The following is a 19,164-nucleotide window of genomic DNA, read 5'->3' as shown; positions in this document are numbered from 1 at the left end:
AACAGGTTCGATCTCCACATCACGCTCACGGACGCCGGTCTCTGAGTCGAATCGATTCGACGGTTACAGCGAGCGTGCCGAGGACGGCGACCGAAACGGCACCGAACTGAAGCGCGACGGTAAACGGCGAAGCGGCGTCATCGCCATCGCTCAGCGCGTGCTCGTCGTGCTCGTCGGTGGCGTGGTCGTGCTCGCCGCTTTCATGATCGTGTTCGTGGTCCGAGTGGTCGTTATCAGCGTGGTCGTGGTCAGAGTGATCGTGACCGTCCGCACCGTCAGGGCCAACAGACACGTCGACCCACTCGCTCACGAACGCCCCATCCGGACCGCCCGTGAACCGGAGTTCCCAGTCACCCTCGTCGGTGAACGTCTGAACCGTCGCGTACGATCCGTCGTCTGTCTCCTCGAGTTCCACGTCGAAGGTCGTCTCGCCGTCGGCACTCGTGGCGAGCAATCGAACCGGTTGTTCCGACTCGAGTGGATCGCCACCATCCTCCGCACCGTCTCCCGACCCTGCATCAGTGAAGGTCACCTCGAAGACGACGGGTTCGGTGGCCTCGAGGTGGAGTCGATCGTCGTCGTCCGACTTGGCGGGCAACGCCTCGAGGTGGAGGGAGAGGTCGTCTCCGGCCTCGCGTTCGATCGTCGCGGTGGAGATCCCGTCGTCATCACCGGCGACCGCGGCTGTCGGTGCCGAGGTCAGCAGTCCCGAGAGGAGGAGCACGAAGACGAGGACGGCAACTTCGAGTCTGACCGTTCGGGTGACGAGCGCGGTCGTCCCCGCGTCAGTGGATTCGCCACCGTCCTCGCGAACGGTTCGACCTCGATCCGTGAGTCGCCGCAGAAGTCCGCCTGGCGACGGCGAGTCTGCCTCGAGCCGTCGCAGGAGGACGAACCGGGTAAATCCGCCGAATCCGAGCGCCAGCAACACCGCCAGCGTCTTCACCGAGAGCGAGAGGCCGTACAGCGTCTCGAAGAGGGCCGAAAGCGAGGGGACGTGCCAGGCGGCGAGTGCGAGACCGGTCGCGCCGGCGAGGGTGACGCCGGCGAGGGCGACAAGTGAGTATCGGCGGATCACGGCAGCGGCGAGTGAGCGTCGCTCGGCCGGCTCGACCGTCTCGAGGAGCGGTGTGAGTACGACCGCGAGGACGATCAGGCCGCCGACCCAGAGTCCAGCGCCAGCGATGTGTCCGAAGTCGACCACGAAACCCTGGAGCCGATCGATCGCAGTCGCCGAGTGGCTCGTCCAGCTGATCGTTCCGGTCACGACGAGCGCACCCAGAACCGTCCCACCGAGCCACGTCCGCCGCGAACACAGGTTTCGATGGGCCACAGCGGAGAGCGCGGCGACCGCCACCACTGCACCGAGTTGCACCAGCCACGCCTGCCCAAGTGGCGTCTCGAGATAGGACCCGAGGGCCTCGAGTGGCGCTCCGTCGATGCCTGCGACGCGGGCGAAGCCAAGTGCGAGGACGCCCACGAACAGGAGTGCGATAAACCCGGTGAGCAGAGTGGCGAGGCGTCGATCGACGACGGCGTACGCACTCGACACTCCGGATCGACCATCGGTTGCGCCAGCCCTGCGACCAGCAGCCGGGTAGACAGCGAGACCGGCCGCGATGGGTGCACCGAGGAGGCCAACGAGTGCGATCAACACGAGACCCTTCGCCCCGGCTTCGGCGGCCGAGAGGTCGTCGTCGGTTTCGTCCTCTTCGTACGCCTCGAGGACGGCATCACGGTCGAGTGGTTCGTCGCCCACGCTGAAGAAGAACGACCCGCTCGTCGTGTGGCCGTCGTCAGCCAGCACCTCCCATTCGACGGTGTACATTCCCTCGGCGTCGGCACCGTCTTCGACCGGAACTCGCACGATCTGGGTGTCGTCCGGGTCGATTTCGGGGTCGTCAGCGATTACCTCGCCGTCGGGGTCGAGTATCTCGATGTCTGCGACCTGCACACCGTCGCCCGAAAACGAGAGAACGACCTCCTCGGGGAGTTCATCAACCTGTTCACCGTTTCCGGGGTCGGTCTCGCTGAGGTAGGCGTGACCGGCGGCCGGCATCGTCACTGTCGCGAGGACCAGCAGGACCAGCAGACAGGCGACCAGCGAGCGAGATGCGACTCGAGCAGCGCTCGACCGATCGTTCCGACCGTCCGAACTGCTCGAGTTGCGCTGTCTCATTGCTTAGCGGATACGACCGGTGTAGCCGACGCCCGAGTCGCCGACGTACTGGACCGTGTCGACGCCGTCTGCGACCTCGACTGTCACGACGTCGAATGTCTCCATGTCGACGACCGTCAGATAGCCGTCTGCTTCGGCCGGGGTGAGGAAGTAGCCACCGCCTGCGACACCCGACCGGTGGAGGTGGTGGGCGTCTTCCGGGCGCTCGATGTCGCCGACCGTGATCGTTTCGACGACCTCGAACGACTCGAGGTCGATCACCGCACCCTGATCGTCCATCGTGTTCGCCGTAAACGCGTAGATTCCGTCCTCACCGTCGTGGTATCGGAGCGCGTCGGGGCCACCGTCGACCTCGACCGTCCCGACTTCCTCGTTCTCCTCGTCGGTAACGTCGAGGAATCGGATCGTATCCCCGTCGAGGACACCCATGAGCGTTTCGTCGGGTGTGAGGTACATCCCGCCGGAGAACGAGAGCGTGTCGACGACCTCGTCTTCGGATGGATCGACAACGACCGTCTCGTCGCCGAACTCGACGTACGCGAGCCCGTTGGACGGGCTGTAGGCCTTGTAGTGGGTTCCCTGATCGTCCTCGTCGGCGAACTCGAGGAAGTCCGACCGTTCGTAATTCTCGAGGTCGATCACCGGGACGCCGGGGTCGTTGACGTTCGTCGCGTAGCCGACGCCGTCCATGTCCTCGTGGTAGAGCAATTTGCCGTGGCCCTCGTCCTCGAGACCCGACTGGACGACCTCGCGGACGTCGTGTGAGTCGACGTCGACGACGTAGAACGCGCCCTCGTCGTCGGCGTGGGCCCAGATTTCGTCGTCGGTCGGGTGGTAGATGTGCGTGACACCGGGGCCGACGTCGACCTCGTCGATCACCTCGCGGGATGCGGTGTCGATCACGAGGAGCTGGTCGAGTGAGTTCTCGCCGACGAAGAGCTTCCCGTAGTCGTGAGTGAGCTGCGGATCGCTCCAGTCGGCACCGTCGATCCCGTCGGTGATTTCGTCGACAATCTCCCCGGAGTCGGGATCCACGACGGCAATCTCGTCGGGGGAGAACGCGTAGAGGAGTCCGTCCGATCCCGGCTCCTCGCCGTTCTCGTCGTCATCGTCGTGGTCGTGATCGTGGTCGTGGTCGTGGTCGTCGTCTTCGTCTCCCGATTCGTCGTCAGTCGTCTCCGCTTCATCCTCGAGACAGCCAGCGAGGCCGATCGCGAGACTTCCTCCAGCAACCTGTAAAAACTGCCGTCGAATAACGGGTCGTTTCATACATCGTATCCCATGTTGTATTATAATCGGTATTCTGGTTCGGCTCTCGAAACCGTGCAGGACATTCTCAGTATTCGTCCCGCGGAGGTGACGACAACCACGCCGACGCCCCGGTCCGGGTTCGAACGATCCAGTGGGCACCAGTCCAATCGGTCGGGTGGACGGTACTGCGTCAGAACGCGTTCAACGAGCGTCTCGAGAGACAGGCGGCGATCGTTCGGTGTAGAGCCACCAAACTGACCGACGTGTGACCGTACGGTACACTACCGTCGTTCACAAAGGCATAAATCCGTCCGCTGATTCCGCTCAGATAGCATGGATACCTACGACCTGATAACGCGAAACGCCGAGGAGGTCGTTACCGAATCTGAGGTGCGCGACCTGACAGCCGATCCCGAGGGAAAACGGGCCTACGTCGGCTACGAGCCATCCGGCGTGCTCCACATCGGCCACCTGCTGACGGCGAACAAACTCATCGACCTGCAGGAAGCCGGGATGGAGGTCGTCGTCCTGCTTGCGGACGTCCACGCCTACCTCAACGGCAAGGGTAGCTTCGAAGAGATCCGAGAGACCGCAGAACGGATGAAAGCCCAGTTCATCGCCTACGGCCTCGAGGAAGAGTCCACGGAGTTCGTCTACGGCTCGGAGTTTCAGCTCGACGAAGACTACACGCTCGACCTCCACAAACTCGAGCTCTCGACGACGATGAATCGTGCCCAGCGTGCGATGGCGGAACTGGCCGGTGACGAGACGGCGAAGGTCAGCCACCTCGTCTACCCGCTGATGCAGGCACTGGACATCGAGTACCTCGACCTGGATCTCGCCGTCGGCGGAATGGACCAGCGAAAGGTCCACATGCTCCACCGCGAGGAGGTCCCCGACCTCGGCTACGAGGCCCGTCCCTGCCTGCATACGCCGATCGTCGCCGACCTCACCTCCGGCGAGGGCAAGATGTCCTCGAGCGCAGGCGTCACTATCTCGATGGAGGACTCGACCGACGAAATCGAAGAGAAGGTCAACTCGGCGTTTTGCCCGCCGACGCGCGATCCGGAAGGCGACCTCGAGAACCCCGTCCTCGAACTGTTCGAGTACCACGTCTTCCCCCGCTTCGAGGAAGTCGTCGTCGAACGCCCCGAGAAGTACGGCGGCGACCTCACCTACGACGACTACGAGTCGCTGGCCGCAGACCTCGAGTCGGGTGAACTGCACCCCGCAGACGCAAAGAGCACGCTCGCGGCCCACCTCGACGAACTGATCGAGCCCGGTCGCGAGAAGCTTCGCGAACTGCGCGACTGATCGCTGCTGATTTCACCTGATTCCTCTCGCGGAGACGAATCAGTCGTAGAGATCTTCGACGTCCTCGATCGGAAGGTCGATGTCGGCGTCGACGGCCGCCTCGACCTGCGCGATTGCCCGCACCGGTTCGCTACAGGTTGGACACGGGACGATGAGGTCGACCCGAATCGATCCCTCGCCAGACTCGTCCTCGGCGATTTCGACCACGGTGGCGTCCGTCGGAGACAGGTACTCGGCCTCGAGTGGGTGTTCGTGGCCGTCCTGATGTTCGTCGGTCACAGGTGCCGTATCCTCGAGAGCGACAACAGTGTTGGGGTGGCGAGTGCGGGTGGTGTTCGGCCACCGCTGGCGGGCCCGTAGAGCCCCGGCACCGCGACCGATACCGACACACCCGCCCGATTGAAATGGTCTCGACTCCCATCGAGTGGCATGAACGAGACGCGACGCGCCATCATCGAGGCGATCGCCGACGGCCCGGTATCGGGACCGGAACTGGCCGAGCGCCTCGAGATCTCCCGGGCGGCAGTCTGGAAACACGTCGACGCGCTGCGAGCGGATGGCTTCGAGATCGAAGGAAAAGCCGACGGCTACGAACTGACGGCCGTCGGCCCCTACAACGGGCCCACGGTCGAGTTCGGCCTCGAGGCACCCTTCGAGGTCGAGTACCACGACTCGATCGGCTCGACGAACGATCGCGGGCGCGAACTGGCGACCGAGGGCGCGGCGGACGTCGTCGTCCTCGCAGACGAGCAGGTCGGCGGCCGCGGACGACTCGAGCGCGAGTGGTCTTCGCCGTCGGGTGGCGTCTGGATGAGCGTCGTCTGCAGGCCGACGATTCCGCCCGCAGAGGCGCCGCTGTACACGCTCGCGGCGTCGGTCGCCACGGCTCGCACGGCTCGCGAGGCCGGCGTCGACGCCCGGATCAAGTGGCCCAACGACGTGGTGGTCCCCGTCGGCGAGGACGGCGACTACCGGAAGCTCTCGGGCATCCTCACGGAGATGGAAGGCGAGACAGACCGCGTCGAGTGGCTCGTCGTCGGGATCGGCGTCAACGCGAACCTCGAGGCCGAGGACCTTCCCGAGGGGTCGACGAGCGTCAGCGAGGAAGCAAACGATGTGGACCGTCGCGTGTTCGTCCAGCGGCTGCTCGAGGAGTTCGAGAGCCTCCGGAGCGACCTCGAGACGGTCGTCCCCGCGTGGCGGGACCTCGCCCTGACCCTCGGTCAGCGCGTCCGCGTCGATCGACCGGGCGGCACGCTCGAGGGCGAGGCGGTCGACGTCACCGACACCGGCGCGCTCGTGGTGCGAACCGACGAGGGCCGAACGACGGTCTCGGCTGGCGACTGCGAACACCTCCGACCGGTCTGATCGCTCACGCGGATACGGACCAGACGATCACTCGAGGGTGACCCGGGAGGTCGGCTCCGGCCGGTCCTCGACGCCGTCACGGTCGACCTGAATCGTCAGGACGGGAACCGGCGCGCGCCTGACGACGCACTCGGTGATGCTGCCCAGCAGGAGGCGATCGATGCCGCCACGACCGTGTGTTCCCATGACGACGAGGTCGCAGTCGCTGGTCTCGGCTTCCTCGACGATCGCGCGACTGGGAGAACCCTCGCGAACGACCGTCTCGACCGGGATATCCGACGGAACGATCTCCTCGAGTCGCCGAAGGGCTCGTTCCCCGTCCCCCCTGAGAACGTCGCTGACGCCGTCCCAGGCGGTCTCCATCGGCAGGCCGACGTAGCCGGCCGCGTTGACGACGTAGAGCCCGCGGATGGTGGCGTCGTGTTCCCGCGCGAGGTCGACGGCGTACTCGAGTGCCTGTTCGACCTCCGGGGAACCGTCCGTGGGGGCGAGGAGCTGGTCGTACATAGTCGTGCGATAGCACATAACACGGGAGCAGCCATAAGCGTTTTTACGCAGCATCGTACAGCTTCGTCACCAGTCGGTAGATCGGGGCGATCCGATCACGCAGACGGGAAGACGACGTTACGGACGTCGTCGACGCTCGCCCGTCGGACGACGGCACGCACCGGGTCTCGCACGCCGCTGAGATTGTCCGAGTCGCCGTCGAGGACGAGCAACCGTGCCTCCCGACCCGGCTCGATTAGCCCGTACTCGAGGTTGGCGAGGTCGGCCCCGTTGACGGTCGCCATCCTGAGGATTTCGTCGTCCGACAGGTCGGAGAGTTTCGAGAGAAACGCCATCTCGCGGAACATCGACGGCGAGTTGAGCATCACGTTGTCCGTGCCGAGCGCCAGCGTCGTCCGCTCGGACAGGTCCTCGTACGGCGAGAGGCCGACGCCGGTGACGAGATTCGAGCGCGGACAGACCACGATCGGTACCTCGCTGTCGGCGATCCGATCGAGGTGGACCGATTCCGGGTGGACGACGTGGACGAGAAAGTCCGGGTCGAGGTCCAGCGCGGGGTTGATGTCGCTCGAATCGACTTCGCCCGCGTGGATGCCGAAAGGCTTGCCTGCCTCGCGAGTTGCTCGCCGCTCGCGGTCGAAGTCCGCGTCGTTGGCTCCGCTGGCACCGAATCCGTCGCCCGCGTGCATGGCGTCGACCGAGCCGCGGGCGAACGCGAGGGCGTCGATCTCGAGTCCGTCACCCGCGTCCCGGAGCATCTCGACGCCCTCCACGTCACCCTCGCGGAAGTCCAGACAGGCTGCGGTCCCACCGCGTTGCATGAACGACAGCGATCGGCGAACGGCGGCGACGAGTTCCTCGCGGTCGGCCGCGCGGAGCAACCGGTGTTTCAGTCCGTCCGGCGGGGCGACGAGCTCCTCGAGCGTGAGCCCCCGGCCGGCTTCCTTGGCGATCGAGTCGCCGACGTGCGTGTGAGCGTTGACGAACGCTGGACAGATCAGGTCGGCACTGTGTACCGCCGCCTCCTCGACGGCCTCGATGCGGCCGTCCTCGCCGACGATCACCCGCCCCTCGACCGGTTCGAACTCTCGACCCCGTAGAATCGTCCCAGTCAGTTCCATACGGTGGTGTTCGTGGGCTCACCCTTCAACGGTTCGGGGTCTCGAGAGCGGACGCAACTCCCGTAGAGTGACCAACAGTGGGCCGACGACGGCTTGCGCGAACAGCAACGCACTTTAGCGCGCCCACCCCAGATCCGGTATGAGCACCCAGACCGCCGATCTCGAGCAGTCAGCCGGGGAGGCGCGGGCCTCGGTCGTCGTCGTCGACTACGGCCTCGGGAACCTCCGGAGCGTTACCCGGGGTCTCGAGCGCGCGGGCGCGGCCGTCGAGATTACGGACGATCCCGACGCGTTCGAGGCGGCAGACGGCGTCGTCCTCCCGGGCGTGGGCGCGTTCCGCGAGGGCGTCGAAAACGCCGATCCGATCCGCGAGGACCTGCTCGCCGTCGCCGAGCGCGACCAGCCGCTCTTTGGCATCTGTCTCGGCATGCAGATGCTGTTGACGACGAGCGAGGAAGGCGCGACCGACGGCGACGCGGCCGTCGAGGGCCTCGACCTGATTCCAGGCACCAACGTGCGGTTCTCGGAGGGGCAGAAGGTCCCCCACATGGGCTGGAACGAACTCGAAGTTGAGCACGACCACCCGCTCGTCGACGGCGTCGAGGGTGAATACGCCTACTTCGTCCACTCCTACTACGCGGTCCCTGACGACGAAGACGCGACGGTGGCGAGTACGGACTACGAACGGGAGTTCCCCGCCATCGTCGCCAACGAGGACGGCACCGTCTTCGGCACCCAGTTTCACCCCGAAAAAAGCGGCGAGACCGGGTTGCAGATCCTCCGGAACTTCGTCGACATCTGCGTCTCGGACTGACTGCCAGCTACGACCACGATTCGGTTTTCGCGGGACAGGCGACACGACGCTCGAGTGCCAACGCGACCGATTCCCGGAGAGAGCGAGGGTGACAGCCATCTGCTGGTTCGGTGACGCGACCCACGACCGGGGCTGGAACGTACCCGACGGCTGTCCAGTATCCTAGTAGCGCTAATCGAATACTAGGACACTGGTATGTATCTGTTCCTTAATTATATTCAAATCAAACCTTTTGACGCGAGCGGGGGATCACTCGGTCATGTCCCACTTCGAATCGGCGGGCGGAGTCGAGTCGACGGCCGCACGCGACGAGGGCGGATTCGAACCCGACGACGACGTGCTCGCGACCGCACAGGGGGCCATCGGCGTGGTCCACCAGACCTCCGAGACGGTCGACGACGAACTCGAGGCGATCAACGACCTCGCGACCGTACAGGTCGAGAGTATGATCGCCGTCGCCGAGGACGTCTCAGACCTGAGCGCGACGATCGAGGAGGTCGCCTCGAGTGCCTCGGAGATGGCCAACCGAAGCGAGCGGGCAGCCGACGCCGTCGAGGCGGGTACCCAGGCGTCGACCGACGCTGCGGCGGCGATGGACGACGTCGTGGAGATCGTCGAGACGGTCGCGACGGACGTCGATCGACTGGCCGAGAGCGTCGAGCGCATCGACGAGATCGTCGACGTCATCTCGGGGATCGCCGACGAGACGAACCTGCTCGCGCTCAACGCCTCGATACAGGCCGCACAGGCCGGCGAGGACGGCGCGGGATTCGGTGTCGTCGCCAACGAAGTCAAATCGCTGGCCAACCAGTCCCAGGAGCGCGCCAGCGAGGTCGAAGGCGTCGTCTCCGAGATCACCGCAGCCACCGAAACGCTCACCGAACGCCTCGAGTCAGCCGTCGAAGTCGCCGAAACCGGTGCCGAGCGCGCCGGGGACGCCGAAGCCGAACTCGAGACCGTCTCCGGGGCCGTCGACGACGTCGCGACGGGACTCGAGGAGGTCTCCGGGGCCACGAGCGAGGGGGCGAAGGCGAGCGAACGCGTGGCCCATCGGTGTGACGAGACCGCAGACTCCGCCGAGCAAATCGACGACGCGATCGACGAGATCGAGGCGATGCGCTCCCGCCAGACGGACATGATCGGCGAAGTCGATCACGCCCTCGAGGTGGCGACCGACGCCCGTCGAAACCGGTTCGGGAACGGGCCGAAAGTGCCGGCAGGCGTTCGGGGGATCGACGCGGCTGGCGGAATCCCGGAGGGCTGTCGTGGCGTGGTCGAGGTCGCCTCCGGAACGCCCGGCCCGGACGTCGACGACGTGGTCGCCTCGCTCGTCGCCAGCGCGCTCGCAAACGAGTACGCCGTCTCCCTCTCGCTGACCGAGAGTCTCGACCGGCGGACGCTCGAGCGTACCTGCCGCGACCGAGACGTTGACCTCCGCCGGGCGTTCGACCGGGACGACCTGTTCGTCATCGACCTCTTCGACACGTGGCGAGACGACGAGAACGTCTTCGACGTCCGAAGCCGGTCGCTGGGCGACGTCAACGAGCGGATCGATCGCCGACGTGACCGCCGACTTCTGGTGATCGGAAACATCGCAGGCGAGATCCACGCGTTCGGCGAACAGGCCGCCCGGGAGACGACCTACGACAACGACGGTGGCGTCCTCGAGGCCGCGGATACGGTCGTGAACGTCGTCGGCGAGGCAGTACCGGCCACACTCGGAGAGTTCTACGCCGGCGCGGCCGATCAGGTGGTTCGCGTCGAACCGGGACCTGACGTCGCCGTCGTGCGGACGCCCTGACGCAGACTCGAGCGCGAACGTGCGCCGAGTCGCCCACGTTTATCTGGTCCGGGAGTGACAGTACGTCTATGTCCGAGTTCGAACAGCGGGCGAGTCTCGGGGTCGGGATCGTCCTCCTCGTCGTCTTTGCCGGGGTGCTGTGGGTGGGCCTCGAGGGATGGTCGCTCGAGCAGGTCGCGGTTACCCCCACGACCGTTGCGTCCGCCGTTGCCGGACTGACGCTGCTGCTCGGCGGACTCGCGTTCGTGATCGCTGGTCTTCGAGAACGGGTGAGCGTGGCCGGTCGAACGGTCGGCTGGTGGGACCTGTTCTCGCTCGGGTTCGTCTTCCTCGGGGCCTACATGGCGATTTCGGGACTCGTCCAGAGCGCCGACCTGTCGATGTACGCGCTCCTGACCGTCGGAGCCGGCGTCGCCTTCGCTGCCGTCGGCATCCAGCACATCCGCCACGGCCGTCCCGAAGACCGAGAGCCCTCCACGCGGCAGGTGGCGACGATCCTCGTCGGAACGATGGCCGTCCTCGTCGGCCTGAGCGTCCTCATGCTCTGGTCGGCCTGACGTGCCCACATCCAAAACCACATCACGGCGAACTGGGTGGCTGCCAGAGTTTTCGTTGATCACGATCATTTATGACTGACGAGGGCCCACCTCCCGGTATGTTCGGAATACTGACCGACGACGCGGCCCTCGCTCGAGCGGACCTCGCCGACGCGACGTACTACCTCGCCGAGGGCGTCGACGGCACCCGACGGGAGCCGTTGCCCGATGCGATCAACTCGGTGGCCTGCTGGGGCGATACGGCCGCCGTTCGCGACCGTCCCGATCGAGCAGCCGTGACGGCCGACGGCGTTCGAGCCGTTCCCGCGACCGAGGGCCACCACTGGGCGACCGTCTGCCCGACCGATTCCGACTACCGGGACGGGGTGCTCGAGCGCCTCGAGCAGGTTGGCCGCGTCGGCGACGTGCGACTCACCACGCTGGGGTTCCCCGGTGACGGGTTCTGCCGCTGTGGACGCTGTCGCCAGCAGTTCGGCGCGAGCGACCACGACGACTGGACCGACTGGCGCACCGACGTCGTCACCTCGTTCGTCGCGGACGCCGCCGCCCGCGTCGACGGGCGACTGACCGCGACGCTGTACCCGGACCCGTATCCGAACCACCTCCGCGAGCGCGCTGGCCTCGACCCACAGGCGCTGGCCCAACACGTCGACGAGTTCCTCGTCCCGCTGTGTTCGATCGGCTACGAGACCACCTACTGGGTCGAGTCGCTCGCCCGCGGGTTCGCCACCGAACTCGAGGGCCTCGAGCCGTCGCTGTCGGTCCAGGTGTCGGCCCCCGAGGCAGACGTCGAGCGACTGACCGGGCTCTCCCGACAGGTCGCCCCGCACGTCGACCGGATCGTCTACGGGACTCACCCCGACGACGTCGACGTGATCACGGAGACGATCGATCGGGTTCGGGACGCCCTCGAATCCGACGAGCAGGGTGGGAATTCGGACGCTGGATCGACGGCGGCTGCAGATGCCGCTCGAGTCAGCAACTAATCGGTTCCTGTCCCGGATCCGGACAACCGCGGCGTTTCGATACGGGAGCGGACTCTCGAGTAACGAACAGCCGGCGCGCTACAGCAGTTCCCGGACCTCTGAATACCACATGTCGTGGTAATCGACGTGGCCCACGCGGCGCGCGATCGCCACCGCGAGCACGTGCCAGCAGCGATCGGTCGGATCGTCAGGGTCGATGTTGTACTCGCTGTCCTTGCAGGTACAGCCCTCGCCCTCGACGATGTACTCGTCCTCGTAGCCGACGACGATCGTGAAATCGCGATAGGCCTTGACCCGACCCTCGCCGACGGCTTCGATAGCGCGAACCCCGCGGTCGCCGTGGACGCGAGCGATCTGCTCGACGATCGTCGGCGTCAGCTCACCTTCCTCCTCGAGGCGAGCCTGCCAGCGCTCGACGGGGTTCTCGTCGGTCACGCTCGAGTCTCTCGCCCGGACTGTAAAATCGATTTGGGTGTCGTTCGACACACCCGAGCGCCAACCTCGAACGGCCCCATCGCCCGAGACCACACCGTTTTTCGCCCGGCCCCGCCCAGAGGTGGTATGCGCGTCACCGAGGGCGGACTCGAGCTCGAGGTCCCCGGGGAGCAGACCGAGGGCGTCGAGGAGTCGGTCTTCTACAACCCCCGACAGGAGCTGAATCGGGACCTGACGATCGCCACGTTGCGAGCCTTCCGCGAGCGCGAGCCACGCGCCGGGTCGTACCTCGACGCGATGACCGCGAGCGGAATCCGCGGGGTCCGGGCCGCCGCAGACGGCTGGGACGTCACCTGCACCGACGTCAGCGACGACGCCGTCGCCCTCGCCCGGGCGAATCTCGAGCGCAACGGGCTCGAGGCGACGGTCGAGCGCCGAAACGCCAACGCGGTGATGCACGAGCGCCCGTTCGACGTGATCGACCTCGATCCGTACGGCACGCCGATGCCCTTCGCAGACGCCGCGTTCGCGAAGTGCCGGGACCTGGTCTGTGTCACCGCGACGGACACCGCGCCACTGTGTGGGGCGCACTTCCAGAGCGGCGTCCGATCGTACTCCGCAGTGCCGCGAAACACTGACTACCACACCGAGATGGGCGTCCGGATCCTGCTGTCGGCGCTCGCCCGCAGCGCCGCCCGGTTCGACGTCGGCGCCACCCCACTACTGACCCACGCGACCAGTCACTACGTCCGGACCTACCTCGAGTTAGACCGGAAGGCGACGGCCGCAGACGCGGCGATCGACGAACTCGGCCACCTGTATCACTGCGAGGACTGCCTCTACCGCGAGGCCGATCCCGGGCTGGTCGCCGACCCGCTCGAGCGCTGTCCTCACTGTGACGGCGAGCGCGTGCTCACCGCGGGGCCGATCTGGCTCGGGCCGATCCGTGATCGGGAGTTCGTCGCGGACGTGCGTGCGGAAATCCCAGACGAGTTCGGTACCGCCGACGCTGCGCGCGAACTCTGTGACGAACTCGTGACCGAACTCGACCGCCCCACCCACTACGACCAGCACAAGCTCTGCAAGAACTGGGGGCTCCCTGCCAACGCGATGGACGACTTCCTCGCGGACCTCCGTGCGGCCGGGTTCGAGGCCGCTCGAGCCCACTACGGCGGGACGACGTTCAAGACCGACGCCACCGTCGGCGAGATTTACGCGGCAACCGAGGCGAATCTCGAGTGAGCTGTGGACGTCACCGACGGACGAACGAGCAGGGCGAGAACCGTTCACTCGCGGTGAATTGTTGTTTTGTGGCGTCGCGTGGTAGTCTCCCGTAGCCGTGTCCCAGTTCAGACGCGTTCTCAGGTTCGCCATCCGGGTGGCGACGATCGCCCGTGAGCAACAGCTCACGCTGCTGGCCGCTGGCGTCGCCTTCTACGGCTTCATCTCGCTCGTTCCGCTCATGTTGCTCGCACTCGGTATCGCCGCCTCCATCGGCGGCGAACCGCTGGCGAATCGGCTCACCGCGGCCGCGACGGACGTGCTCACCGAACCCGCACGGGAGTTGCTCACCGAGACCGTCCTCGACGAGTCCGGCCGACAGAGCGCGACCGTCGCCGGCGCACTCGGCCTGCTGTGGGGCTCGAGTCGCGTCCTGCGAGGGCTCGACCGGGCGTTCTCCCAGCTGTACGGAACGGCCGGATCGAAGTCGTTCCTGAAGACGTTCTGGGACGCGACGGTCGTCTTCCTCGCAATCGCGCTGGGACTGGCGATCGTCGGCACGGTCGAGGTCGTCATTCGATTTCTCCCGGTGATCGACCTCGGCTGGTTTGGCCCGGCGTTCCTCGTCGTGGGGCTGCTCGTAACCTTCCTCCCGCTGTACGTGATCTTTCCCGATGCAGACGTCGGGATCGTGGAGGCATTGCCGGGGACGATCATCGCTGCCGTCGGCTGGTTCGCCCTGAGTCGGACGTTCTCCATCTACGCCGCGATCGCAACCGAGAACGCCGTCTACGGTGCCCTCGGCGGCGTCTTCCTCGTCATGATCTGGCTCTACGTCGGTGCCATCGTCCTCCTGCTTGGGGCCGTCTGCAACGTCGTCCTCGCCGACCGTGAACGGGATCGGCAGCTACAAAGTCCCGGCGCTCGACAGGTCTGAACAGAAGCGATGACCGACGACGAAACGGGTGCCGACGAGGGAGCGCCGGAGGACCGCTCGAGCGGCGACGACGGCGTCGACGGTAGCGACGGCGAAACCGGCGGCGCAGGCGGTGGCGACGACGGACACGACGTCGACGTCGGGGACGTCCACGCGGCCGGGACCGACGCCGCAGGTGGCGCCACGCGCTCGAGCGCTCGGACCCGGGATCGCGCCGACGACCCCGAAGCGCTCCGCGAGGAGATCGAGCGACTGCGCGACCGCGTCGACGAGTTCGAAGATTCCGTCGAGAGCCGGACTGTCCAGCGTGACTCCCTCGAGGGGGACCTGAAACGCTACGTTCGCCGCAAGATCCGGCGTGGCCACGCCCGCGGCTGGGGGCCGTACGTCGTCTTGCTGTACGGGACGGTGCTCGCGCTGGGGGCGTTCTACTATCTCGACGGCATCTGGGCGATCCTCGCGATGTTCGTCGTCTGGACCTCCACGCTGGGCGTCTACGTCCTGATGGTGCTGTTCGGCGCGGGACTGTCTGCGATGCAGGCACCGCGGCGCCTGCTGGACGCGATCGGCGAACGGCGCTCCTGATCGGTCCTCGCCGGATACGCACCTGCAGTTCCGTCACACTCACTCCCACAGCGACACGGAAACCGACCCTCGTCGGACCCCGCCGTACCCGGCTGGGTCCCGTGTGCCAGCAGTTCCGTCGATTCTCCTCTCGTTCCCTTTCCAGTCGTTTTCCGACCAGTTACAACCCGATCGCGCGGTCAGACCGACTCCTCGAGACACAGGTCCGACGGAACACAGCTCGAAAATCGCCGACGATGCAGTCCTAGAAGGTTTCCAGATACCGGTCGAGTTCCCACTCGGAGACGTCGATCAGGTACTCCTCGAACTCCTGTTTCTTCGCTTCGACGAACTTGGGTGCGACGTGCTCGCCGAGGGCGTCGTAGACGGCCTCGTCCGCTTCGAGTGCCTCGATGGCCTCACCGAGGTTGCTGGGTAGCGTCTCGATACCGTACTCGTCGCGAGTTTCCTCGTCGAACTCGTAGATGTTCTCTCGGACCGGGTCGGGACACTCGAGGTCCTGTTCGATGCCGTCGAGACCGGCGTGGATCATGACGGCGAGGGTGAGGTAAGGGTTACACGAGGGATCCGGCGAGCGCAGTTCGATACGCGAGGCAGCCGGAACGCGCGCGGCCGGCTTGCGGACGAGCACGGACCGGTTGCGGTCGGACCAGGCGATGTAGACCGGTGCTTCGTAGCCGGGGACGAGGCGCTTGTAGCTGTTCACGGTGGGGTTCGCGACCGCCGTGATCGCGGGGGCGTGCTCGAGAATGCCGGCTGTGAACGCGTGGGCCTCCTCGCTCAGGTTGAACTCGTCGTCCTCGTCGTGGAACGCGTTCTCGCCGTGCTCGGTGAACAGCGAGATGTGCGTGTGCATCCCCGAGCCAGCGACCTTTGCGATGGGTTTGGGCATGAACGTCGCGTGGAGGTCGTGCTGGGCGGCGATGGCGCGAACGACCGTCCGGAACGTCGCGACGTTGTCGGCCGTCGCGAGCGCGTCGTCGTACTCGAAATTGATCTCGTGTTGTCCCTCGGCGACCTCGTGGTGGCTGGCTTCGATCTCGAAGCCCATGTCCTCGAGACCGTAGATGATGTCACGTCGGACGTCCTGTGCGAGGTCCTTTGGCGCGAGGTCGAAGTAACCGCCGGCGTCGTTGGTCTTCGTCGTTGCGCGGCCCTCCTCGTCCTCTTCGAAGAGGAAGAACTCTGGCTCTGGTGCGGCGTTGACCTGATAGCCCATCTCCTCGGCACGGTCGATCGCGTTCCGGAGAACGCGGCGTGGGTCGCCCTCGAACGGCTCGCCGGAGGACGTGTCGTAGACGTCGCAGATGAGACGAGCGGCGGCGCTGTCTTCTTTCTGCCGCCAGGGGAGAATCGCGAAGGTATCTGGGTCCGGAACCAGACGCATGTCAGATTCCTGAATGCGGACGAAGCCCTCGATCGAGGAGCCGTCGAAGTAGATCCCCTCGGTGAAGGCCTTCTCGGCCTGCCGGGCCGGGACGGAGACGTTCTTCACCGTTCCAAGAATGTCCGTAAACTGAAGTCGAAGGAAGTCGACGTCGTTAGCTTCGATCTCCTCGAGTACAGCCCGTTCGGCTGCAGTAAGCTTTCCGCTTGTCATCTTTCTCGTCGTCGTATCCAAGCATCCCCCCTACTAAAACACTACTGCTCCAAGCAAATCTTCTCCTGCCCGATCGAAATTGTATATTCGTAAATTTCTAATGCCCTGAGTGAGAGGATCAAGCTGATGACGTACGAAAATCTCGATGCGAAACTAGTAAATGCACTTCTGGGCGATGGCCGCGCGAGTTTGCGCAGCCTCGCCGAAGAGCTCGACGTCTCCGTGACCACCGTCTCGAACCACCTCTCTGACCTCGAAGAAGAGGGCGTTATCGAGGGCTACACGCCAAAAATCGATTACGACGCCGTCGGCTACGACGTCACCGCCGTGATCCAGCTCCAGGTCGAAGGGAACGCCCTTCCCGACATCACCGACAGCCTTCGCGACCACCGTCAGATGACCTCCGTCTACGAGGTGACCGGCGACTACGACGTCATCGCCATCGGCAAGTTCAAAGATACGGACGGTATGAACGACCAGATCAAACAGTTGCTCACCGATCCCGACATCAAAGCCTCGAACACCAGCGTCGTCCTCAACGCCGTCACGGAGAACGAACAGTTCGAACTCGAAGTTGGCGAAGACGCCTGATTCTGCAGGAGCTGAACGCTCTCCCGAGGATCGTCGTCCGAAGGACTGCGATCACGCCCACAGGGGAGTGCGAACTGCGACGGGGCCGGTCGACGCGTCGGTCACCGCACGTAAAGGACGAGCAATCCGAGTGCGAGTAACAACAGCCCCCACCACAGCGAGTCGCCGGGGAGGACCTTCAGAATCAACGTGACGATGCCCGATGAGAACAGCGACCAGCCGAGTGTCGTCTGGTAGGCCATAGCCGGCGTACGACGGCGGGACACAAAGGTTGCCCCCCTGTCACATTTCCGACGACTCGGCACCGGACGACGGTGCAACCACTCGAGAACCGTCTCGCGGCGTCTAATCGCGCGTTCGACGATGACACTCGAGCAGCTACGGGCGAGTGGCGTAGAAGACGTTGGCACCCGTGGCGTCGACGACCGATCGAAATGCGCGACATGGAATAGTAAACGTTGGAAATCAATTCTAGCCTATATACTAATACTGGTGTTCAAAATCCGAATATTATTACCGATGTACGGAGAATTGACAGTAACGGGTACACTGACGCGCCCGAGAGATAGCGATGACATCGACACTAGAACGGTGGTTCGTCCCACCACGGAACGTCTTCGGCTGGGGAACGGCACGAACGGCAGGGAGCGTCGTCGACGACCTCGAGTGCTCGACGGTGCTCGTCGTCACGGACGACGGCGTCAAAGATGCGGGCGTCCTCGATCCGATAACGGACTCGCTCGAGGCGGCTGGCGTGGCTTACGAACTGTTCGACGGGACGGTTCCGGATCCGACCGCGAGCGTCGTCGCAACCGCGGCCGATCGATACGGCGCCGTCGACGCCGACGGGATCGTCGCTGTCGGTGGCGGGTCGTCGATCGACACGGCCAAAGCCGCGGCGGCGATGACGACAACCGACGGATCGATCCTCGAGTACGCGGGTCTCGGCCAGCTTCCGAACGATACGCCACCGCTCGTGATCCTTCCGACGACGTCGGGGACCGGAAGCGAAGCGACGACGTGGAGCGTCATCCGCGACGAAGCAGAGGGGGTCAAGCGGTCGATCGGCGATCAGGCCCTCCTCCCGGATGCGGCAATCGTCGACCCCGAACTGACCGAGAGCGTCCCCGTCCCCATCGCGGCGGCGACCGGAATGGACGCGCTCACCCACGCGATCGAGGCGTACGTCTCCGTCCACCGGCAGAGCCAGACCTCTGCGCTCGCGCTCGACTCGATCGAGAAGATCGGTGCCTTCCTCCCCCGTGCCGTCGGTCGCCGCGGGACGGACCGCGAGGCGCTAACCGCGATGGCAAAAGCCAGCAACCAGGCGGGCATGGCGTTCAACGGCGCAGGACTCGGTGCCGTCCACGCACTGTCCCACCAGGTCGGTGCACAGTTCCACGTCCCTCACGGCCTCGCCAACGCCGTCTTGCTGCCGTACGTGATGGAGTACAACCTCCCAGTGGTCCCCGAGGAACTGGTCGACGTCGCCGAGGCACTCGGCGAAGCCGTCGATTCGACCGAGCCTGCCCGCCGAGAGGGGTACAGGGCCGTCCGCGCCGTCCGACGACTGTGCGACGACGTCGATATCCCCCGGACGCTCGAGGACGTCGACGCCGACCCCGACGCGATCGAGGGCCTCGCAGCCCAGGCCATGCGCGACGGCTCGCTGATCGGCAATCCGCGCGACACCGACGTCGGCGATCTCGAGACGATTCTCGAGCGAGCCTTCGAGGGGACTCTCGAGTACGAGAACGTGCTGTAGCAACCAGGGCAATCAAACGACGATTCTCACAATCGAGACGAACCTCGGGTCAAATCTCGGCGAGTGAGCGGTTCGAAGAGCCCGAGTGGAGCGCAGTTCGGAACGAGCGGTGCGAGTGAGACCCGCGAATGG

17 protein-coding genes and 1 pseudogene are annotated in these 19,164 nt (G+C 65.5%); 10 read left to right on the top strand and 8 right to left on the bottom strand.

The features are described from left to right. Nucleotides 1–25: 25 nt before the first annotated feature. Both B1756_RS13170 and B1756_RS13165 read right to left on the bottom strand, forming a co-directional pair. Nucleotides 26–2,179, bottom strand: a complete 2,154-nt coding sequence (locus B1756_RS13170; RefSeq protein ID WP_086888957.1) for a copper resistance CopC/CopD family protein — start codon at nt 2,177–2,179, stop codon at nt 26–28. 3 nt (nt 2,180–2,182) lie between these two features. Next, a complete protein-coding gene (locus tag B1756_RS13165) occupies nt 2,183–3,448 on the bottom strand; it encodes a beta-propeller fold lactonase family protein (RefSeq protein WP_086888956.1) in 1,266 nt (421 codons plus the stop codon). Between the two features lie 315 nt (nt 3,449–3,763). Here B1756_RS13165 and B1756_RS13160 point away from each other — a divergent pair, with 315 nt between their 5' ends. After that, the gene (locus B1756_RS13160; protein ID WP_086888955.1) at nt 3,764–4,744 is read left to right on the top strand and encodes a tyrosine--tRNA ligase; all 981 of its coding nucleotides are present in this window, start codon (nt 3,764–3,766) and stop codon (nt 4,742–4,744) included. A 39-nt stretch (nt 4,745–4,783) separates the two neighbouring features. Here the strand turns inward: B1756_RS13160 and B1756_RS13155 are convergent, their stop codons facing one another. Beyond that, the gene (locus tag B1756_RS13155) at nt 4,784–5,023 is read right to left on the bottom strand and encodes a hypothetical protein (protein ID WP_086888954.1); all 240 of its coding nucleotides are present in this window, start codon (nt 5,021–5,023) and stop codon (nt 4,784–4,786) included. A gap of 150 nt (nt 5,024–5,173) precedes the next feature. Between B1756_RS13155 and B1756_RS13150 the strand changes: the two genes are divergently transcribed. Next, nucleotides 5,174–6,112 (top strand): biotin--[acetyl-CoA-carboxylase] ligase, encoded by a 939-nt coding sequence (locus B1756_RS13150; RefSeq protein WP_086888953.1) that lies wholly within the window; start codon nt 5,174–5,176, stop codon nt 6,110–6,112. A 27-nt stretch (nt 6,113–6,139) separates the two neighbouring features. Here B1756_RS13150 and B1756_RS13145 read toward each other — a convergent pair whose 3' ends face one another. Beyond that, nucleotides 6,140–6,619, bottom strand: coding sequence for a universal stress protein (locus B1756_RS13145; RefSeq protein WP_086888952.1), 480 nt, complete (start codon nt 6,617–6,619; stop codon nt 6,140–6,142). 95 nt (nt 6,620–6,714) lie between these two features. Then, entirely contained in the window at nt 6,715–7,740 is a 1,026-nt protein-coding gene (locus B1756_RS13140; RefSeq protein WP_086888951.1) for an amidohydrolase family protein, read from the bottom strand. 139 nt (nt 7,741–7,879) lie between these two features. On the opposite strand from B1756_RS13140, the gene hisH reads away from it, so the two are divergent. The 4 genes from hisH to B1756_RS13120 all read left to right on the top strand — a co-directional run bounded on the left by hisH (nt 7,880) and on the right by B1756_RS13120 (nt 11,898). Continuing rightward, on the top strand, nt 7,880–8,554 hold the full coding sequence (gene hisH / locus B1756_RS13135; protein WP_086888950.1) for an imidazole glycerol phosphate synthase subunit HisH: 675 nt from the start codon (nt 7,880–7,882) through the stop codon (nt 8,552–8,554). 259 nt (nt 8,555–8,813) lie between these two features. Further along, nucleotides 8,814–10,355, top strand: a complete 1,542-nt coding sequence (locus B1756_RS13130; RefSeq protein ID WP_086888949.1) for a methyl-accepting chemotaxis protein — start codon at nt 8,814–8,816, stop codon at nt 10,353–10,355. Nucleotides 10,356–10,423: 68 nt separating this feature from the next. Further along, nucleotides 10,424–10,912, top strand: coding sequence for a DUF7994 family protein (locus B1756_RS13125; RefSeq protein WP_086888948.1), 489 nt, complete (start codon nt 10,424–10,426; stop codon nt 10,910–10,912). 98 nt (nt 10,913–11,010) lie between these two features. Next, complete coding sequence (locus tag B1756_RS13120) at nt 11,011–11,898, top strand: hypothetical protein (RefSeq protein ID WP_086888947.1); 888 nt, start codon at nt 11,011–11,013, stop codon at nt 11,896–11,898. 78 nt (nt 11,899–11,976) lie between these two features. Here B1756_RS13120 and B1756_RS13115 read toward each other — a convergent pair whose 3' ends face one another. Continuing rightward, entirely contained in the window at nt 11,977–12,333 is a 357-nt protein-coding gene (locus B1756_RS13115; RefSeq protein ID WP_086890187.1) for a hypothetical protein, read from the bottom strand. 126 nt (nt 12,334–12,459) lie between these two features. On the opposite strand from B1756_RS13115, the gene B1756_RS13110 reads away from it, so the two are divergent. Together B1756_RS13110 and B1756_RS13105 are read left to right on the top strand one after the other, a co-directional pair. After that, on the top strand, nt 12,460–13,575 hold the full coding sequence (locus tag B1756_RS13110; protein WP_086888946.1) for a tRNA (guanine(26)-N(2))-dimethyltransferase: 1,116 nt from the start codon (nt 12,460–12,462) through the stop codon (nt 13,573–13,575). A 97-nt stretch (nt 13,576–13,672) separates the two neighbouring features. Beyond that, nucleotides 13,673–15,076 (top strand): annotated as a pseudogene (locus B1756_RS13105) (YihY/virulence factor BrkB family protein). Nucleotides 15,077–15,320: 244 nt separating this feature from the next. Here B1756_RS13105 and glnA read toward each other — a convergent pair. Then, nucleotides 15,321–16,676, bottom strand: coding sequence for a type I glutamate--ammonia ligase (glnA, locus tag B1756_RS13100; RefSeq protein WP_086888945.1), 1,356 nt, complete (start codon nt 16,674–16,676; stop codon nt 15,321–15,323). 126 nt (nt 16,677–16,802) lie between these two features. Here glnA and lrp point away from each other — a divergent pair, with 126 nt between their 5' ends. Next, nucleotides 16,803–17,267: an HTH-type transcriptional regulator Lrp gene (lrp, locus tag B1756_RS13095; protein ID WP_086888944.1), complete on the top strand. Its 465-nt coding sequence runs from the start codon at nt 16,803–16,805 to the stop codon at nt 17,265–17,267. Nucleotides 17,268–17,368: 101 nt separating this feature from the next. Here the strand turns inward: lrp and B1756_RS19685 are convergent, their stop codons facing one another. Then, the gene (locus B1756_RS19685; RefSeq protein WP_186336462.1) at nt 17,369–17,509 is read right to left on the bottom strand and encodes a hypothetical protein; all 141 of its coding nucleotides are present in this window, start codon (nt 17,507–17,509) and stop codon (nt 17,369–17,371) included. 329 nt (nt 17,510–17,838) lie between these two features. On the opposite strand from B1756_RS19685, the gene B1756_RS13090 reads away from it, so the two are divergent. Continuing rightward, nucleotides 17,839–19,032 carry an iron-containing alcohol dehydrogenase family protein gene (locus B1756_RS13090; RefSeq protein WP_086888943.1) on the top strand — a complete coding sequence of 398 codons (1,194 nt, stop codon included), beginning with the start codon at nt 17,839–17,841 and terminating at the stop codon, nt 19,030–19,032. Nucleotides 19,033–19,164: the final 132 nt, after the last annotated feature.

The organism is Natrarchaeobaculum aegyptiacum (assembly GCF_002156705.1).
In the GTDB taxonomy this organism is placed as follows: Archaea; Halobacteriota; Halobacteria; order Halobacteriales; family Natrialbaceae; genus Natrarchaeobaculum; species Natrarchaeobaculum aegyptiacum.
This window is presented reverse-complemented; position numbering and strand designations above follow the sequence as displayed.

What these genes read in the sequence shown, in the direction of transcription:
- B1756_RS13160 (WP_086888955.1), top strand. Translation starts at nt 3,764, where the DNA reads ATGGATACCTACGACCTGATAACGCGAAACGCCGAGGAGGTCGTTACC.
- B1756_RS13145 (WP_086888952.1), bottom strand. Translation starts at nt 6,619, where the DNA reads ATGTACGACCAGCTCCTCGCCCCCACGGACGGTTCCCCGGAGGTCGAA.
- B1756_RS13120 (WP_086888947.1), top strand. Translation starts at nt 11,011, where the DNA reads ATGTTCGGAATACTGACCGACGACGCGGCCCTCGCTCGAGCGGACCTC.
- B1756_RS13165 (WP_086888956.1), bottom strand. Translation starts at nt 3,448, where the DNA reads ATGAAACGACCCGTTATTCGACGGCAGTTTTTACAGGTTGCTGGAGGA.
- B1756_RS13140 (WP_086888951.1), bottom strand. Translation starts at nt 7,740, where the DNA reads ATGGAACTGACTGGGACGATTCTACGGGGTCGAGAGTTCGAACCGGTC.
- lrp (WP_086888944.1), top strand. Translation starts at nt 16,803, where the DNA reads ATGACGTACGAAAATCTCGATGCGAAACTAGTAAATGCACTTCTGGGC.
- glnA (WP_086888945.1), bottom strand. Translation starts at nt 16,676, where the DNA reads ATGACAAGCGGAAAGCTTACTGCAGCCGAACGGGCTGTACTCGAGGAG.
- B1756_RS13090 (WP_086888943.1), top strand. Translation starts at nt 17,839, where the DNA reads ATGACATCGACACTAGAACGGTGGTTCGTCCCACCACGGAACGTCTTC.
- B1756_RS13110 (WP_086888946.1), top strand. Translation starts at nt 12,460, where the DNA reads ATGCGCGTCACCGAGGGCGGACTCGAGCTCGAGGTCCCCGGGGAGCAG.
- B1756_RS19685 (WP_186336462.1), bottom strand. Translation starts at nt 17,509, where the DNA reads ATGGCCTACCAGACGACACTCGGCTGGTCGCTGTTCTCATCGGGCATC.
- B1756_RS13130 (WP_086888949.1), top strand. Translation starts at nt 8,814, where the DNA reads ATGTCCCACTTCGAATCGGCGGGCGGAGTCGAGTCGACGGCCGCACGC.
- B1756_RS13150 (WP_086888953.1), top strand. Translation starts at nt 5,174, where the DNA reads ATGAACGAGACGCGACGCGCCATCATCGAGGCGATCGCCGACGGCCCG.
- B1756_RS13170 (WP_086888957.1), bottom strand. Translation starts at nt 2,179, where the DNA reads ATGAGACAGCGCAACTCGAGCAGTTCGGACGGTCGGAACGATCGGTCG.
- B1756_RS13125 (WP_086888948.1), top strand. Translation starts at nt 10,424, where the DNA reads ATGTCCGAGTTCGAACAGCGGGCGAGTCTCGGGGTCGGGATCGTCCTC.
- hisH (WP_086888950.1), top strand. Translation starts at nt 7,880, where the DNA reads ATGAGCACCCAGACCGCCGATCTCGAGCAGTCAGCCGGGGAGGCGCGG.